The sequence below is a fragment of the Aeromonas sp. R6-2 genome, assembly GCF_040908155.1.
Taxonomy (GTDB): domain Bacteria; phylum Pseudomonadota; class Gammaproteobacteria; order Enterobacterales; family Aeromonadaceae; genus Aeromonas; species Aeromonas schubertii.
The window spans coordinates 98,634-115,977 of record NZ_JBFODE010000065.1 but is presented as its reverse complement, the minus strand read 5'-3'; the positions used below and the strand labels follow the sequence as shown (position 1 = coordinate 115,977).

15 protein-coding genes are annotated in these 17,344 nt (G+C 63.6%); 13 read left to right on the top strand and 2 right to left on the bottom strand.

Features of this window, described 5'->3' with window-relative positions:
* Positions 1-63: 63 nt before the first annotated feature.
* The 11 genes from ftsY to AB5Y48_RS17895 all read left to right on the top strand — a co-directional run bounded on the left by ftsY (position 64) and on the right by AB5Y48_RS17895 (position 12,775).
* Positions 64-1,941 (top strand): signal recognition particle-docking protein FtsY, encoded by a 1,878-nt coding sequence (gene ftsY, locus AB5Y48_RS17945; protein WP_368165354.1) that lies wholly within the window; start codon positions 64-66, stop codon positions 1,939-1,941.
* A 48-nt stretch (positions 1,942-1,989) separates the two neighbouring features.
* Positions 1,990-2,658, top strand: coding sequence for a cell division ATP-binding protein FtsE (gene ftsE / locus AB5Y48_RS17940; RefSeq protein WP_050666366.1), 669 nt, complete (start codon positions 1,990-1,992; stop codon positions 2,656-2,658).
* A complete protein-coding gene (gene ftsX, locus AB5Y48_RS17935; protein WP_050666367.1) occupies positions 2,658-3,611 on the top strand; it encodes a permease-like cell division protein FtsX in 954 nt (317 codons plus the stop codon). The genes ftsE and ftsX overlap by 1 nt, the downstream gene beginning before the upstream one ends.
* A gap of 469 nt (positions 3,612-4,080) precedes the next feature.
* Positions 4,081-4,929 (top strand): RNA polymerase sigma factor RpoH, encoded by an 849-nt coding sequence (gene rpoH, locus AB5Y48_RS17930; protein WP_136614496.1) that lies wholly within the window; start codon positions 4,081-4,083, stop codon positions 4,927-4,929.
* Between the two features lie 138 nt (positions 4,930-5,067).
* Positions 5,068-5,724, top strand: a complete 657-nt coding sequence (gene can, locus AB5Y48_RS17925; RefSeq protein ID WP_050666369.1) for a carbonate dehydratase — start codon at positions 5,068-5,070, stop codon at positions 5,722-5,724.
* Complete coding sequence (gene hutC, locus AB5Y48_RS17920) at positions 5,721-6,425, top strand: histidine utilization repressor (RefSeq protein ID WP_224160473.1); 705 nt, start codon at positions 5,721-5,723, stop codon at positions 6,423-6,425. Before can ends, hutC begins: the two co-directional genes overlap by 4 nt.
* A 157-nt stretch (positions 6,426-6,582) precedes the next feature.
* The gene (hutI, locus tag AB5Y48_RS17915; protein WP_368165350.1) at positions 6,583-7,806 is read left to right on the top strand and encodes an imidazolonepropionase; all 1,224 of its coding nucleotides are present in this window, start codon (positions 6,583-6,585) and stop codon (positions 7,804-7,806) included.
* Entirely contained in the window at positions 7,803-8,741 is a 939-nt protein-coding gene (gene hutG / locus AB5Y48_RS17910; RefSeq protein WP_368165348.1) for a formimidoylglutamase, read from the top strand. The genes hutI and hutG overlap by 4 nt, the downstream gene beginning before the upstream one ends.
* 28 nt (positions 8,742-8,769) lie before the next feature.
* The gene (hutU, locus tag AB5Y48_RS17905) at positions 8,770-10,488 is read left to right on the top strand and encodes a urocanate hydratase (RefSeq protein WP_050666373.1); all 1,719 of its coding nucleotides are present in this window, start codon (positions 8,770-8,772) and stop codon (positions 10,486-10,488) included.
* Positions 10,481-12,013, top strand: a complete 1,533-nt coding sequence (gene hutH / locus AB5Y48_RS17900) for a histidine ammonia-lyase (protein WP_368165346.1) — start codon at positions 10,481-10,483, stop codon at positions 12,011-12,013. Before hutU ends, hutH begins: the two co-directional genes overlap by 8 nt.
* Before the next feature lie 60 nt (positions 12,014-12,073).
* A complete protein-coding gene (locus AB5Y48_RS17895; protein ID WP_368165344.1) occupies positions 12,074-12,775 on the top strand; it encodes a M15 family metallopeptidase in 702 nt (233 codons plus the stop codon).
* Positions 12,776-12,821: 46 nt separating this feature from the next.
* On the opposite strand, the gene AB5Y48_RS17890 is transcribed toward AB5Y48_RS17895, so the two are convergent.
* Positions 12,822-13,880 (bottom strand): porin, encoded by a 1,059-nt coding sequence (locus AB5Y48_RS17890; protein WP_060583440.1) that lies wholly within the window; start codon positions 13,878-13,880, stop codon positions 12,822-12,824.
* A gap of 221 nt (positions 13,881-14,101) precedes the next feature.
* On the opposite strand from AB5Y48_RS17890, the gene glpX reads away from it, so the two are divergent.
* Complete coding sequence (glpX, locus tag AB5Y48_RS17885) at positions 14,102-15,112, top strand: class II fructose-bisphosphatase (protein WP_050666377.1); 1,011 nt, start codon at positions 14,102-14,104, stop codon at positions 15,110-15,112.
* Between the two features lie 68 nt (positions 15,113-15,180).
* Positions 15,181-15,432: a YkgJ family cysteine cluster protein gene (locus tag AB5Y48_RS17880; protein WP_368165341.1), complete on the top strand. Its 252-nt coding sequence runs from the start codon at positions 15,181-15,183 to the stop codon at positions 15,430-15,432.
* On the opposite strand, the gene AB5Y48_RS17875 is transcribed toward AB5Y48_RS17880, so the two are convergent.
* Positions 15,429-17,282 carry a methyl-accepting chemotaxis protein gene (locus AB5Y48_RS17875; RefSeq protein ID WP_136614490.1) on the bottom strand — a complete coding sequence of 618 codons (1,854 nt, stop codon included), beginning with the start codon at positions 17,280-17,282 and terminating at the stop codon, positions 15,429-15,431. The two genes, AB5Y48_RS17880 and AB5Y48_RS17875, sit on opposite strands and share 4 nt — an antisense overlap.
* Positions 17,283-17,344: the final 62 nt, after the last annotated feature.

Below are 17,344 nucleotides of genomic sequence, written 5' to 3'. Positions count from 1 at the left end.
TCGTGCCGAACCTCCGCGGAGCGGCCATTTTAGCAGTCCGCCGATCAAGTGAGTATTTATTAGATGGCAAAAGGTTTGTTTTCCTGGCTGGGCTTCGGCCGCAAGAAAGAAGAGGCTGAAACCAAGACGGCTCCCGAGCCCGTCATCACCGCGACCCCGGAGCCGGTCGTTCACCCCGAGCCCACCACCCCTCCCGAGCCTGCCGTCGATCCGCTTCCCGCTCCGCAAGGGAGCGCTGTGCCGGCGGCCCGGGTTGGTGATGGCATCGTTGTGGATGATGCCTGCTGTGCCCCGATGGTGGAGCAGAGCGATGCCCCCATGGTGCTGGAGGAGTGTGCCTCCGAACTGGACCCGGTGATCGTCAACGAGCTGGTTGAGGATGAGGCCACTCGCCTGGCCGAAGCCGCTCGCGCCGCCGAGGAAGCTCGCCTGGCCGAAGCCGCCCGCGTCGCCGAGGAAGTTCGTCTGGCCGAAGCCGCTCGCGCCGCCGAGGAAGCTCGCCTGGCCGAAGCCGCCCGCGTCGCCGAGGAAGTTCGTCTGGCCGAAGCCGCCCGCGCCGCCGAGGCCGCCCGTCTGGCCGAAGCCGCCCGCGCCGCCGAGGAAGCTCGTCTGGCCGAAGCCGCCCGCGCCGCCGAGGCCGCCCGTCTGGCCGAAGCCGCCCGCGCCGCCGAGGCCGCTCGTCTGGCCGAAGCCGCCCGCGCCGCCGAGGCCGCTCGTCTGGCCGAAGCCGCCCGCGCCGCCGAGGAGGCTCGTCTGGCCGAAGAGGCCCGCGCCGCCGAGGTCGCTCGTCTGGCCGAAGAGGCTCGCGCCGCCGAGGCTGCCCGTCTGGCCGAAGCCGCTCGCGTTGCCGAGGAAGCTCGTCTGGCCGAAGCCGCCCGCGCCGCCGAGGAAGCTCGTCTGGCCGAAGCCGCCCGCGCCGCCGAGGAAGTTCGTCTGGCCGAAGAGGCCCGCGCCGCCGAGGCCGCCAGTATGGCTACCGCTGCCATCGTGGACGATAACACTCAGGAGAAACCCCAGCGAGAGGGGTTGTTCGCCCGTCTCAAGCGCAGCCTGGTGCGCACCCGTGAGAATATCGGATCCGGCTTCTTCGGCCTGTTCCGTGGCAAGAAGATCGACGATGAGCTGTTCGAGGAGCTGGAGACCCAGCTGCTGAGCGCGGATCTCGGTGTCGACACCACCACCCGTATCATCGATGGCCTGACCCAGCACGCCAGCCGCAAGCAGCTCAAGGATGCCGAGGCGCTCTATGGCCTGCTCAAGCAGGACATGGGCGAGATGCTGGCCAAGGTTGAACAGCCCCTGGTGATCGACACCGGCAAGAAGCCCTACGTCATCCTGATGGTGGGTGTGAACGGGGTGGGCAAGACCACCACCATCGGCAAGTTGGCCAAGCAGTTCCAGGCCGAGGGCAAGAGTGTGATGCTGGCCGCAGGTGATACCTTCCGTGCCGCTGCGGTCGAGCAGTTGCAGGTATGGGGGCAGCGCAACAATATCCCGGTGATCGCCCAGCATACCGGCGCCGATTCGGCTTCCGTCATCTATGATGCCATCGAGGCGGCCCGCTCACGGGGTGCCGACGTGCTGATCGCCGACACTGCCGGCCGCCTGCAGAACAAAAACAACCTGATGGAAGAGCTCAAGAAGATAGTGCGGGTGATGAAGAAGCTCGATGAGGCGGCGCCCCACGAGATCATGCTCACCGTCGACGCCGGCACCGGCCAGAATGCCCTGAGCCAGGCCAAGCTGTTTAGCGAGGCAGTGGGACTGACTGGCATCACCCTCACCAAGCTCGATGGTACCGCCAAGGGGGGCGTTATCTTCGCGGTGGCGGACAAGTTCCAGATCCCCATCCGCTACATAGGGGTGGGTGAGGGGATCGACGATCTGCGCCCCTTTGTGGCCAATGACTTCATCGAGGCCCTGTTCAGCCGGGATGAGTAATCACAGGCGGGCTCCTTCGGGGGCCCGTACAGCTAGCGGGATGGCTACATGATTCGTTTTGAACAGGTCAGCAAGGTCTACAGCGGTGGTCATCAGGCCTTGCAGAAGGTGAGCTTTCACCTGCGCAAGGGAGAGATGGCCTTCCTCACCGGTCACTCGGGAGCGGGCAAGAGTACCCTGCTCAAACTCATCAGCGTGATGGAACGCCCCAGCGACGGGCGTATCTTCTTCCACGGAGACGAGGTGACCCGCCTCGACCGTCGCTATATCCCCTATGTGCGGCGCCAGATCGGCATGATCTTCCAGGATCACCGCCTGCTGATGGACAGAACCGTGTTTGACAACGTTGCCCTGCCGCTGGTGATCGATGGCTATGGTCATGGGGATATAGTCCGGCGGGTGGCGGCGGCCCTCGACAAGGTGGGCCTGCTCGGCAAGGAGCGCTACCAGCCGCGTATGCTCTCCGGTGGTGAGCAGCAGCGGGTGGGGATTGCCCGTGCCATCGTCAACAAGCCGCCCCTGCTGCTGGCGGATGAGCCGACCGGTAATCTGGATCCCCAGCTCTCCATGGACATCATGCGTCTGTTTGAGGAGTTCAACCGGGTCGGGGTGTCGGTACTGATTGCCACCCATGATCTGGGTCTCATCGCCCGTATGCGTTACCGGACTCTGACGCTCAAGGCCGGTCGCATGTATTCGCAGGAGAGGGAGGCATAATGGGGGTCGTCCGTCACAAGCAGCCGCCGCTGCGCCGCTTTGCCATGTATTGGGTGGATCACCTGCGTCAGGCCTTCTCCAGCCTGGGGGAGCTGTGGCGCTATCCCCTCGCGACCATGATGACGCTGGCCGTGCTCGGTGTGAGTCTGGCACTTCCCTCCTGCTTCCACGTATTGCTCAAGAATGCCGAGAAGGTGGAGAGCGGCTGGCAAGACAGCTCCCAGATCACCCTCTACCTGCGCAAGGACCTACCCGAAGAGAACATCTTGGCGCTGCGCAAGCGCATCCTGATGTATCCCGAGGTGGACAGTGTGGACTATATGAGCCGGGACAAGTCGCTGGCCGAGTTTCGCGAACTCTCCGGTTTTGGTGATGCCCTCGACTATCTCGACGGCAATCCGCTCCCGCCCGTGCTGATCGTGGTGCCGGATCCGCGCTGGCGCAGCCCCGGCGGAGCCAGCGAGCTGCTGGCCAAGCTCAACGGAGAGAGTGGTGTCGAGCAGGGTAAGCTGGATTTGCAGTGGCTCGAGCGGCTGCAGGGGATCATCAAGCTGCTGCGTCACACCATCACGGGTATCGCCGTCTTGCTGCTGGCGGCCGTGTTGCTCATCGTCGGCAATACCTTGCGGTTGAACATCCTCAACCAGCGCTCCGAGATCGAGGTGCTCAAGCTGGTGGGGGCCACCGATGCCTTTATCCACCGCCCTTTCCTCTATACCGGCATCTGGTTTGGGGTCATAGGTGGCATGTTGGCCTGGTGGCTGACCGAGGTGATGGTGCTCTGGAGTGAGGGTGTGGTGAGCGATCTGGCCGGTCTCTATGGCAGCGAGTTCCGCCTGATGGGGTTGGGGTTGGTGGATGGACTCAACCTGATACTGCTCGGTGCGTTCTTGGGTCTGATTGCATCCTGGTTTTCGGTGCACCGGCATATCCGGGATATCGAACCCTCCTGATTCATTAATGATGACTTAATAGGCGGGATAATTCGCTGGATTTTGCGATCCGGATCAAGTACAAGAAGTGCCCTCGCTGGCGGCTGATTGATTCTCGCAGTAATCTGAACAGTGGATGTCGACGGTAAGGATCTTCGAGGATCCGTGAACTTTCCCCCGGGGGAGGAGTCTCACTTACTGGATTTCTACGGGTGTGGCAAAGGGCCCTGCCTGTGTCGACTTGGCAAGCATGTGAAGGTTGCGAGCTCCGCAACAATGGACTTAGCATGCTACTTTTCAGGGGTCCTTCACTGTGACCCCTTTTTTTATGCTTATTCATTGAGAGTTCACTGGGTGATTCACAGTATGGACACCTTGCGAGTCGTCCATCGATTCACTAGCATGAGCTGGCCCCCATTACGGGCCTTGGTTGGTAGACAGCCCCTCTGAGGGTGTTAGACTGGCCGGATTGAGAAGAAAGAGGTATTCAATGGGAACTTCATTGCAGCGCACCATGGCCTTGGTTCCGCAAGGCAGTCTGGAGAGCTATATCCAGGGGGTGAACACGATTCCTGTGCTCAGTGCAGAGGAAGAGCGCGCTCTTGCCGAGCGGCTGCAGCAGGATGGGGATCTCGAGGCTGCCCGTCAGCTGGTTATGTCCCACCTGCGCTTTGTCGTTCATGTGGCCAAGAGCTACGCCGGTTATGGCCTGCCCCAGGCCGATCTCATTCAGGAAGGCAATATCGGCCTGATGAAGGCGGTCAAGCGCTTCGATCCGAGTGTCGGAGTGCGTCTGGTCTCCTTCGCCGTGCACTGGATCAAGGCCGAGATCCACGAATATGTCCTGCGCAACTGGCGCATGGTCAAGGTGGCCACCACCAAGGCCCAGCGCAAGCTCTTCTTTAACCTGCGCAAGGCCAAGAAGCACCTCGGCTGGTTCAGTCAGGAGGAAGTGCGTGCCGTGGCCGACGATCTTGGCGTCTCCCCCGAGGAGGTGGTCGAGATGGAAGCGCGCATGAGTGGCCATGATCAGGCCTTCGATCTGCTCGACGATGACGAGGATGGCTTCGCCCCGGTGCACTATCTGGAGGACAAGTCCTCGGATCTGGCCAGCAATTTCGAGAGCGACAACTGGGACGATCACGCTACCAGCCGTCTCGCCTCTGCGTTGGCGACCCTGGATGAGCGCAGCCAGCACATCATTCGCGCCCGCTGGCTGGATGAGGAGAACAAGGCGACCCTGCAGGAGCTGGCCGACGCCTACGGCGTCTCTGCCGAGCGGGTACGCCAGCTCGAGAAAAACGCCTTGAAGAAGCTCAAGGACGCCATGGATGCCTGATGGCATCTGCCAAGAACAGGGCCTGCGGGCCCTGTTCTTGTTTCCGCGGGGAGAGGTCACACCTCTGTGATGCGGGCTTGCCTGGCCAGCCATCCCCTGTGATAAGGTGCGCAGCAGAGCACGACAGGGAGAATCTTCGTGAAATTGCTGAACCAGCTGTTCGTTAACAACCGGGAGTGGGCCGAGAAGATCAAGGCCGAGGATCCCGACTTCTTTACCCAGCTCTCTTCCCAGCAGGCGCCCGAGTACCTCTGGATCGGCTGCTCCGACAGCCGGGTCCCCGCCAACCAGCTGATGGGGCTGCTGCCGGGGGATGTCTTCGTGCACCGCAACGTCGCCAACCTGGTGGTCCACACCGACTTCAACTGCCTCTCCGTGCTGCAATATGCGGTCGAGGTGCTCAAGGTGAAGCACATCATCGTCTGCGGCCACTACGGTTGTGGTGGGGTGAAGGCGGCTATGCAGAACCAGGAGCTGGGGCTCATCGACAATTGGCTGCGCAACATCAAGGATGTCTACTTCAAGTACCAGAGCGAGATCGATGCGGTCGAAGATGAGCATGAACGCTTCGACTTCCTGTGCGAGCTGAACGTGGCCGAGCAGGTCTCCAACGTCTGCCACACCACCATAGTGCAGAACGCCTGGCGCCGTGGTCAGGAGTTGGCGGTGCACGGTTGGATCTACGGGATCAAGGATGGTCTGCTGCAGGATCTCAACGTCTGCATCAGTGGTCCTGAGCAGATTCCGGATCTCTACCGCACCTGGGTCGATATCAAGCCCAGAACCCGGCGATGACGGCACCCCGCTACCGCCAGATCCGCCAATTTGTGCTCGATGCGATCGGTCGCGGCGAGTTGAACCCGGGGGATCGCATCCCGACCGAGGCGGCCCTGTGCGACCGCTTCGCGGTTAGCCGCATGACGGTGAACAAGGCCCTGCGCGAACTGACCGCCGAGGGATGGCTGGTGCGCACCGCCGGATCCGGCAGCTTCGTGGCAGATCGCCGTGCCGAGTCACCCCTGCTCGAGATCCGTAACATCGCGGACGAGATCGCCGAGCGCGGCGCCCGTTACAGTGCCCGGGTGATCCGGCTGGAGCAACAGAGGGCCGATGAGAAGGTGGCGGTGCAGCTTGGCCTGCGAGTTGGCGCCCCCATCTTCCACAGCCTGATCGTCCATCAATCCGATGATGAGCCCCTCCAGCTCGAAGAGCGCTTCGTCGATGCCGAGCGCCTGCCCGGCTATGGCGAGCAGGACTTCACCATCCTCACTCCCAACGCCTATCTGATGCAGGTCTGCCCCCTCTCCGAGATGGAGCATCTGGTGGAGGCCGTGTTACCGAGCGCCGGTGAGGCGGCCCTGCTGCAGGTGCGGGTCGATACCCCCTGTCTGCTGCTGCATCGACGCACCTGGTCAGAGGGGGGCCTGGTCTCCTATGCCCGTCTGCTCTCGCCCGGGGATCGTTACCGGCTGCGCTCCCAGACTCGATTCACCTGATTGTATATACATTAATCTGTTCCACTGACCCGCCCGACCGGCGGGTTTTTTGTGCCTATACTCTAAGCGTGATCGTTGTTGCAGCTTTGTAACGAGTGATCTGGTTTGCCTGTGCCACTTCCTGTATAAGAATTGTATATACATTTCGGAGTCTGGCATGAACAAGGAATTGTTGGCCTGCGATCGGGTCTGGATCAACCTCATCCCCGCCACCATGAGCGATGGCTATGACCTCCTGGGCCCCCACGCCCTCGGCGTGAAAGCGGGCCGAGTCCACGCCCTGATCCCCATGAGCGAGCTGAGCGGGCCCTTCCCCGAGAGCTGGCAGGATATGAAGGGCCGCCTGGCGACTCCGGGGCTCATCGACTGCCACACCCACCTCATCTATGCCGGCAGCCGCGCCGCGGAGTTCGAGCAGCGGTTGCAGGGGGTCCCCTACAGCGAGATCGCCCGCCAGGGTGGCGGCATCCTCAGCACGGTGCGTGCCACCCGAGCGGCCAGCGAGGAGGAGCTGTTCACGCTGGCGGCCAGCCGGCTCAAGAGCCTGCTGCGCGAAGGGGTCACCACGGTCGAGATCAAGTCCGGCTATGGTCTGACCCTGGAAGATGAGCTCAAGATGCTGCGGGTCGCGCGCCGCCTCGGCCGCGCCCTGCCGGTGCGGGTGCGCACCACCCTGCTGGCGGCCCATGCCGTGCCGCCCGAGTTCGACGCAGATGGCTGGGTCGATCTCATCTGCGACCAGCTGATCCCGATTGCCGCCGCCGAGGGGCTGGCCGATGCGGTCGATGTCTTCTGCGAGGGGATCGCCTTCAACCTGGCCCAGTGCGAGCGAGTCTTCGCCGCTGCCCGTGCCCACGGCCTGCCGGTCAAGGGGCACATGGAGCAGCTCTCCAATCTGGGCGGCAGCGGGCTCGCCGCCCGCTACCGCGCCCTCTCGGTGGATCACCTGGAACACCTGGATGCCGCCGGCATCGCCGCCCTGGCCGAGAGCGGCACGGTGGCGGTGCTGCTGCCCGGCGCCTTCTACTTCCTGCGCGACACCACCTTGCCGCCGGTGCAGGCGCTGCGCGAGGCCGGCGTGCCCATCGCGGTTGCCTCCGACATCAACCCCGGCACCTCGCCGCTGGTCTCCCTGCGTCTGGCCATGAACATGGCCTGCACCCTGTTTCGTCTCACCCCGGAAGAGGCGCTGTGCGGCGTCACCCGCCACGGCGCCACGGCGCTCGGTGAAGCAGGACTGGGTCAGCTCAAGGTGGGCATGGAGGCCGACTTCCTGGTCTGGTCGTGCGCCCACCCGGCCGAGCTCGCCTATCAGGTCGGCGTCGACCAGCTGGTGGCGCGGGTGGTGAAAGGACAGGAAACCCTGGGAGGCCTGGTATGAGCGAGATGCAGGTATGGCAGGGTCGTCAGGACCCGGAAGACGGTGTCCTGGCCCTGCGCTGGCACGACAAAGTTCTGCCTTGGCAAGAGGCGCAGCCCTGGCAGGGCGAGGCGCCCGGCGTGGTGCTGCTCGGCTTTGCCTGTGACGAGGGGGTACGCCGCAACAAGGGTCGAGTCGGCGCCGCCGGTGCGCCGCTGGCCATTCGCAAGCTGCTCGCCAACACCGCCTGGCACCTGAGTCAGCCTGTCTACGACGGTGGCGACGTGCGCTGTGAGGACGGCGATCTCGACGCCGCCCATGGCCGTCTGGCCGAACGGGTCGCGAGCGCGCTCGATCTGGGCCACTTCCCGTTGGTGCTGGGGGGCGGCCACGAGGTGGCCTTCGGCAGCTGGAGTGGCCTCAACCGCCATCTGGGCGGCCAGGGCAGGGTGGGCATCATCAACTTCGACGCCCACTTCGACCTGCGCATGAAGCAGGAGCAGGCGAGCTCCGGCACCCCCTTCTTCCAGATCGCCGAGCAGTGCGCGGCGCAAGGCTCCCCCTTTACCTATGCCTGCCTCGGGGTGGCCGAGACCGCCAACACGGCGGCCCTGTTTGCCCGCGCCGAGGCGCTGGGGGTGTGGCACCTGCTGGACGAGGCCATGACCCAGGCCGATCTGCCGGTGCTGCTGGCGGGGCTGGATACCTTTATGGCCCGCTGTGACCACCTCTATCTGACCATCGATCTCGACGTGCTGCCCGCCGCCGTGATGCCGGGGGTGAGTGCCCCCGCCGCCCGCGGCGTCGAGCTGGCGGTTATCGAACCGCTCATCGCCCATATCCGGGCCAGCGGCAAGCTCAGGCTCGCCGATCTGGCCGAGTACAACCCGAACCTGGATCTCGACAGCCGCAGCGCCCGCGTGGCGGCCCGTCTGGTCCATCAGTTAACCAAGTAGTGACCGAATCCATACACAAGGAGTGTCTATGTCCGAGCAACACCAGGATCCTCGTCATGATCCCAACCGGATCATCCGGGCCCCCCATGGGACGCAGCTGACCGCCAAGAGCTGGCTCACCGAAGCGCCCCTGCGCATGTTGATGAACAACCTGGATCCTGACGTGGCGGAGCATCCCCAGTCTCTGGTGGTGTACGGCGGTATCGGTCGCGCCGCCCGCAACTGGGCCTGCTTCGACAAGATCGTCGAGGTGCTGACTCGCCTCGAGGACGATCAGACCCTGCTGGTGCAGTCGGGCAAGCCGGCGGGCGTGTTCCAGACCCACAAGGACGCCCCGCGGGTGCTGATCGCCAACTCCAACCTGGTGCCGCACTGGGCCAACTGGGAGCACTTCAACGAGCTCGATAAGAAGGGCTTGATGATGTACGGCCAGATGACCGCCGGCTCCTGGATCTACATCGGCACCCAGGGCATAGTGCAGGGCACCTACGAGACCTTCTTCGCGGTGGCTAACCAGCACTTCAACGGCGAACCGAAGGGGCGCTGGATCCTGACCGGGGGCCTCGGCGGCATGGGCGGCGCCCAGCCCCTGGCGGCCACCATGGCCGGCTTCTCCATGATCGCCGTGGAGTGCGACGAGACCCGCATCGATTTTCGCCTCAAGACCCGCTACGTCGACAAGAAGGCCCACACCCTGGATGAGGCGCTGGCCATGGTCGAGGAAGCCAGGCAGAGCGGCACCGCCGTCTCGGTCGGCCTGCTCGGCAATGCCGCCGACGTGTTCGCCGAGCTGGTAGCCCGCGGTATCACCCCGGACGTGGTGACCGACCAGACCTCCGCCCATGATCCCATTCACGGCTACCTGCCCCAGGGCTGGAGCCTGGCCCAGTGGCGCGCGCTGCAACAGAGCGCGCCGCAAGAGGTCAACGTGGCCGCCCGCCGCTCCATGGCTCGCCAGGTCGAGGCCATGCTGGCCCTGCAGGCCCGTGGTGCCGCCACGCTCGACTATGGCAATAACATCCGCCAGATGGCGCTGGAGGAGGGGGTCAAGAATGCCTTCGACTTCCCCGGCTTCGTCCCGGCCTATATCCGTCCGCTGTTCTGCCAGGGAATCGGCCCGTTCCGCTGGGTGGCCCTCTCCGGCGATCCGGAAGATATCTACAAGACCGATCAGAAGGTCAAGGAGCTGATCCCGGACGATCCCCACCTGCACAACTGGCTCGACATGGCCCGTGAGCGCATCGCCTTCCAGGGCCTGCCGGCACGGATCTGCTGGGTCGGCCTGAAAGATCGGGTACGCCTCGGGCTGGCCTTCAACGAGATGGTGCGAAACGGTGAGCTGAAGGCCCCCATCGTCATCGGCCGCGACCACCTGGATTCGGGCTCGGTGGCGAGCCCGAACCGCGAGACCGAGTCCATGATGGACGGCTCCGATGCCGTCTCCGACTGGCCGCTGCTCAACGCCCTGCTCAACACCGCCGGCGGTGCGACCTGGGTCTCTCTGCACCACGGTGGCGGGGTCGGCATGGGCTTCTCCCAGCACTCCGGGGTGGTGATCGTCTGTGACGGTAGCGATGATGCGGCTCGCCGCGTCGGCCGGGTGCTGCGCAACGACCCGGGCACCGGGGTGATGCGTCACGCCGACGCCGGTTACGAGATTGCCATCGAATGTGCCCGCGAGCAGGGGCTGGATCTGCCGATGATCGACGGCGCCGACGGCGTCAAGAAGGTGAACCAAGATGTTTGAACTGACCATTACCCCGGGCGAGCTGGATCTCGCCACCCTGCGCCGCGTCAGCCGTGAGCCGGTCCACCTCTCCTTGAACCCGGCCGCCCTGCCGGCGATCCAGGCCTCCGCCGACACCGTCTCCCGGGTGATCGAGCAGGGCCGCGTGGTGTACGGCATCAACACCGGCTTTGGCCTGTTGGCCAACACCCGGATCCCGGTGGATCAGCTCGACGAGCTGCAGCGCTCCATCGTGCTCTCCCACGCCGCCGGCATCGGCGAGTACATGTCAGACGCCACCGTGCGCCTGATGATGGTGCTCAAACTCAACTCGCTCGCCCGTGGTTTTTCTGGCATCAGGCCACTGGTGCTCGAGGCCCTGATGAAGCTGGTCAACGCCGGCGTCTATCCCCTGGTGCCGAAGAAGGGCTCCGTCGGTGCCTCCGGCGACCTGGCGCCCCTGGCCCATATGAGCTGCCTGTTGATCGGTGAAGGCAAGGCTCGCCACGACGGGCGCGAGATCGCCGCGTCCGAGGCTCTGCGTATCGCCGGGCTCGAGCCCATTGCCCTGGTGCCGAAAGAGGGGCTGGCCCTGCTCAACGGCACCCAGGCGAGCACCGCCTTTGCCCTGGAGGGGCTGTTCCACGCCGAGGATCTGTTCGCCGGCGCCACCGTCATCGGCGCCATGAGCGTCGAGGCGGCGCTGGGCAGCCGCCGTCCGTTCGATGCCCGCATCCACTCGGTGCGCGGCCAGCGCGGGCAAATCGACGCGGCCACCTGCTATCGCCACCTGCTCGGGGATCTCAGCGAGATCGGCATGTCCCACCACAACTGCGAGAAGGTGCAGGATCCCTACTCCCTGCGCTGCCAGCCCCAGGTGATGGGCGCCTGCCTGACCCAGATCCGCCAGGCCGCCGAGGTACTGGTGTGTGAAGCCAACTCGGTCTCCGACAATCCGTTGGTGTTTGCCGATGACGAGGAGATCATCTCCGGCGGCAACTTCCACGCAGAACCCGTGGCCTTCGCCGCCGACAACCTGGCGCTGGCCATCGCCGAGATCGGCTCTCTGTCGGAGCGTCGCATGGCCCTGCTCATCGACTCGCGCATGTCGGGCCTGCCTCCCTTCCTGGTCAACAATGGGGGTGTGAATTCCGGCTTTATGATCGCCCAGGTCACCTCGGCGGCGCTCGCCTCCGAGAACAAGACGCTGGCTCACCCGGCCTCGGTGGACAGCCTGCCCACCTCCGCCAACCAGGAAGATCACGTCTCCATGGCCACCTTCGCCGGTCGCCGGCTGGCGGACATGGCCGAGAACACCCGCGGCATCCTGGCGGTCGAGCTGCTGGCTGCCGCCCAGGGGCTGGATTTCCGTGCCCCGCTGCGCGCCAGTGAAGGGGTGGAGGCGGCCAAGGGACGCCTGCGCGCCCAGGTGCCCTTCTACGACAAGGACAGGTACTTCGCCCCGGACATCGAGGCGGCGGCGAGCCTGCTTGGCACCGCCAGCTACAACGATCTGCTGCCGGCCGGCATGCTGCCCAGCCTGTAAGGGTTGCACCCCGGGTGCGACTCGGCTCAAATGGGCTCCTTGCCAAGAGGAGCCCATTTCATGTCCTTCCCCCCCATCTCTCATGATTATCCGCCGGCGACCCCGGCAGAGCGATTGGCCCTGCAGCCATCGGACCCCTTGCTACCTCTGAAGGCCTCGGCACGTCTGCGCATCGACCCTGTCTATCATCGTTTGGGTCTGGCGGGGAGTGAGCCTGCGATTCGCCTGCGCGCTCCGCTGGTGCGCGCATTGGAACGGGTGGTGGACGGGCTCCCGCAAGGGTTGGGGCTGACCCTGCTGGATGGCTTTCGCAGCCGTACTACCTCTCTGGCCATCTTCGAGCGGATTCGGGATGAGATCGCTGTCGCCAACCCGGCCTGGTCGGGTGAGGAGATAGAGCGGGAGACTCGCCGCTTCTGCGCCCACCCCTCGGATCCCGGCCACTACCCTGTGCCTCCTCACCTATCGGGTGGGGCGATCGACCTGCTGGTCCACTGTGTGGAGAGCGGTGAACCCCTCGACTTTGGCACTCCCTTCGATGATCTGACCGAGCTGGCCGGGACCGACCGCTTCGAGCACCCGGTCCCGGGCATGGCCGAGTCACGGCGACTGAATATTCGTGATAACCGGCGCCTGCTCTTCTGGAGCATGGCCGGCGAAGGATTTACCAACTACCCGGGAGAGTGGTGGCACTTCGATATGGGGGATTGTCTCTGGGCGACGTTCCGGGGAGGAGAGTACCGCTACCCGGCGGTGGAATAAAAAGCCCGGCACAGCGAGGCTGGCCGGGTGGAAGCATGGAACGCGATTAGAAGTCGTAACGGGCTGCCAGCTGGAAGTCATCCTGGTTGGCGGTTGCCTTGCCCGGAGTGCTGTCCAGATTGTTGATGCGGTATTCACCGATGACACGCAGGTTCTTGTTGAACTTGTACTGGGCGCCCAGGGTGTAGTAGTCGACGGTGTCGGTATCGGCCTTGCCGCTCTGCTCGACCTTCTGCTTGTTCCACAGGGCCATCAGACCGAAGCCATTTTCGAAGTTGTAGCCCAGCGCGGCTTCCCAACCGGTGTGATCCTTGCCGGTGGCCAGGAAGTCAGAACCGTCGGCGTAGCTCAGGGCGGCGTAGGCGGCCTTGTTGTCGTATTTGGCAGAGATGAGCCACAGCTTGGCATCCTTCTCGCCGCTCTTGTCGCGCTGGCCCACGTTGTAGGCGGTACCCAGAGAGAGGTTGAACGGGAAGGTGTAGGCCAGGGCAGCGCCATAGGCGGCGTCGCTCTCTTTGCTGGTGGTCTCTTCGGTGTCGCCGCCGTCAAACTTGTAGCTGGCATCGAACTGCAGGCCGTTGAACAGGCCAGAGTACTTCAGCACGGAGCCGGCACGGTTGGTGGCAAAGGTATCGGTCTTGGCGCCCAGGGCGTCGTTGCCATAACCATCGGAGAGGGAGACGTCGGTCCAGTCGGCCAGAAAGCCCATGGCTCCCTTCTGACGACCGAAGGTAACGGTACCCCAGTCGGCACCTACACCGGCGAAGGCCAGGCGAGTACGCAGGTTGTCGCTGTTTTCGCTGATGGTCTTCTCGCTGTCGTTGATATACATCTGCACTTCATACTGAGCCAGGGCCTTCAGGCCACTCTGGATCTGGCTCTCGGCCTTGGCACCGAAGCGCACGAACTGATTGGCGCCCTGCTTGGCGCTGTAGTCGTTCTTGATGGCGCCGTTGGTATCCAGCTCCTTCTTGTCGCCGAAGAAGTGGCCGGCATAGATACGACCGTAGAGGTCCAGGGCCATGGTATCGTTCTTGTAGACTTCGGCAGCCTGGGCCTGAATGGCGCCGGTCATGGCCAGCGCGATGAGGGTCAGTTTTTTCATTGTCATTCCTTGAAGTTGCAAGCATTAGCCAGTGAAAGCGAGGCCATGCTAGGCAGGGGGGATGACAGTTCGGTGACTGGTCCATGACGAGTTGGTGTCACTTTTTATGGTTTTTTATTAATCTGAGCTCTTTTCGGTGGCGAAGCGTGAGTTTTATGCGCAAAGGTTTGCCCGTGTGGTAGAATGCCGCCCGTTTTTAAGGTTCCTAGGTTGGGTATGCGATGAGACGTGAACTGGCAATCGAGTTTTCCCGAGTGACCGAAGCCGCCGCGCTGGCCGGCTACAAGTGGCTCGGGCGGGGTGACAAGAATATTGCGGATGGTGCCGCGGTTGCGGCCATGCGCCATATTCTCAACCAGATCAGCATCGACGGGGAAGTGGTCATCGGTGAGGGGGAGATCGACGAGGCGCCCATGCTCTATATCGGCGAGAAGGTCGGTACCGGTGAAGGAGATGCGGTAGACATCGCCGTTGACCCGATCGAGGGAACCCGCATGACCGCCATGGGTCAGGCCAACGCCCTGGCCGTGCTGGCCGTGGGTGACAAGGGGACCTTCCTCAAGGCGCCTGACATGTACATGGAGAAGCTGGTGGTGGGTCCCCAGGCCAAGGGGGTCATCGACCTCAATCTGGCTCTGGAGCTGAACCTCAAGGCGGTGGCCAAGGCACTCGGCAAACCCCTGTCGCGCCTCACCGTCATCACCCTGGCCAAGCCGCGCCACGAGAAGGCGATCAAGGAGATGCAAGGGCTCGGCGTGCGGGTGTTTGCGATCCCCGACGGTGACGTGGCGGCCTCTGTACTGACCTGCCTGCCGGATAATGAAGTCGACATGCTCTACGGCATCGGCGGCGCACCGGAGGGGGTCATCTCCGCCGCCGTGATCCGCGCCCTGGGCGGTGATATGCAGGCCCGTCTGGTGCCGCGCCACCTGGTCAAGGGGGAGAGCCCCGAGATTCGCGCCCTGGGTGAGCAGGAAGTGGCCCGCTGCGAGGCCCTCGGCATCCAGGTCGGTCAGGTGCTGAAGCTGGAAGACATGGCCAAGAATGATAACGTCATCTTCTCTGCCACCGGGATCACCAAGGGGGATCTCCTCGACGGCATCACCAGCGATGGCAAGATGGCCACCACCGAGACCCTGCTGATCCGCGGCAAGTCCCGCACCATTCGCCGCATCAAGTCGATCCACTATCTGGAGCGCAAGGATGATGTGGTGCGTGACATCATCCTCTGATCTCTTCCTTCAGCAAGACGCAAGACGGCCCATCCAGTGATGGGCCGTCTCGTTATCGGAGTATCCCTATGGAATGCCGTGCCGGCTGCGCCGCCTGCTGTATCGCCCCCAGCATTACCTCGCCCATCCCCGGCATGCCGGAAGGAAAGCTGGCCGGGGTCCCCTGTGTGCAGCTCGACGAGCGGTTGGGCTGCAAGATCTTCGGTCATCCCGAGCGCCCCGCCGTGTGCGGCGGTTTCAAGCCGATGCCAGATGTCTGTGGCACGAATCGGGATGAGGCGCTGTGGCTCATCGGCGAGCTGGAGCGACTGACCGGCTAGACCCGATAGCGGGAGACCGCCTGATTGAGGCGGTTGGCCTGCTGGCTCAGTTCCTGGCTGGAGTGTGCGTTCTCTTCGGCCATCTTGCTCGACTCCTCGGCGATATCGCGAATGTTGGTGACATTGCGGTTCACCTCCTGGGCCACCAGGCTCTGCTCCTCGATAGCCGTGGCAATCTGGGTGCTCATGTCCATGATGCGGGTGACATCCTCGGTGATTTGATCGAGTAGCTGGCCCGCTCCCGCCGCCTGAGAGGCGCTGTTCATGCCCTGCTCCCGGCAGGTTTCCATCAGCTGCACCATGCTGCCGGTCTGCTGCTGCAGAGAGGCGATGATGGCGGCGATCTCCTGGGTCGACTGTTGAGTGCGATTGGCCAGGGAGCGCACCTCGTCGGCCACCACGGCAAAGCCACGCCCCTGCTCACCGGCACGGGCCGCCTCGATGGCGGCATTGAGGGCCAGCAGGTTGGTCTGCTCGGCGATACCGCGGATCACATCGAGCACCGACCCTATGGTCTGGCTGGCGGCTTGCAGCTTGGTTACCTCACCCACGGATTCGCTGAGGTTCTCGGCCAGGGAATCGATCTGCTCGACCGTATTGCTGACGGCGCTGCGTCCCTCCTGTGCCTTCTGGTTGGTCATCTGGGCGTTGGCGGCCGCCTGCTCCGTGTTGCGGGCGATCTCTTCGATGGTGGCGCCCATCTCATTGGAGGCGGTGGCGACCATGTCGGTCTCCTGCAGCTGACGGCTGGCCCCCTCACTGGCGCGGCGAACGTTGCCGGAGAGGTGACCGGAGGCCTGGGTCAGGGTGTCGGCACTGCGCTTTACCTCACCCAACAGATCGCGAAAGCCATCCAGCATCACGTCCAGATTGCCGGCCAACTGGGCCATCTCGTCCTGGCCATTCAGAGCGATCTTGAGCCGCAGATCGTTGTCCTGGCGGATTCGGTTGACCGTCTCGTTGACCCTGGAGATGGGGTGGTCGATGCTGCGGCCGAGCAGGGTGCTCATGGCGCCGACACAGAGAATGATGACGGCACCACACAACAGCATCAGGTTCCCCAGGAGCGTGGTACGCTCTTCCAGCAGGGTTGCTATCTTGCCATTGGTCTCGGCCAGTGCCTGCACCGCCCCCTCTACGACCCCGTGCAGCTTCTCTTGCAGACCCTCATGTTCACTGAGTCCGAGCTCCTGCATGCCCTGCACCAGAGCGACAAAGTCGCGTCGATACTGGTCACTGGCGGCCAGTACCTGTGCCCGCTCCGCTTCGGGGATCGTCTGCAGGGCTTCCATAAAGCCGCGATGCAGCTCTTCAAACTTGCCCAGATACTTGAGATCGCTGCGCAGCATGAAGTCTTTCTCGGTGCGACGCAGTTGGAGCATGGGGATCATCAGCTCCGCCTGTTCATGGCTCTTGAGGGACTCCTCGACGTTGTGGATAGCGTTGCGCAGTCTGCCGTAGAGCCCCTCTTCCGGGGTCAGACCTATCTTCTGCATCTGGGTCACCAATGCGGTGAAGTAGCCGTCATACTGGGTCATCAGATTGTCGAGACTGGCAAGCTCGGGGCGAACCTGTTTGAGGTTCTCATCTTCTTGCAGCAGGTCGTTACGCCGGTGGAAATCGGCCATCTCCTGCTTGAAGTGTTCGGTCTCTGTCATCTGTTTGTTCAGCAAGAAGTCTGTCTGGGCCTGGCGTAGCCTGAGAATGGCCTGCTCTTGCAGCAGCACGTTTTGCTGCGCATCGAACAGGCGCTGTTTGACCTGGCCCGAGTAGTAGAATAGGGCGCTCAGCACCAGCATGGCGGCGGCCACCATGATGGAGTTGAGGATGAGTTTGTGACGTATCAGCATGGAAGCCTCCGCTCTCCGGTTACCGGTTTCTCTAACAAGCGTAATGGCAAAACGTGATCGGG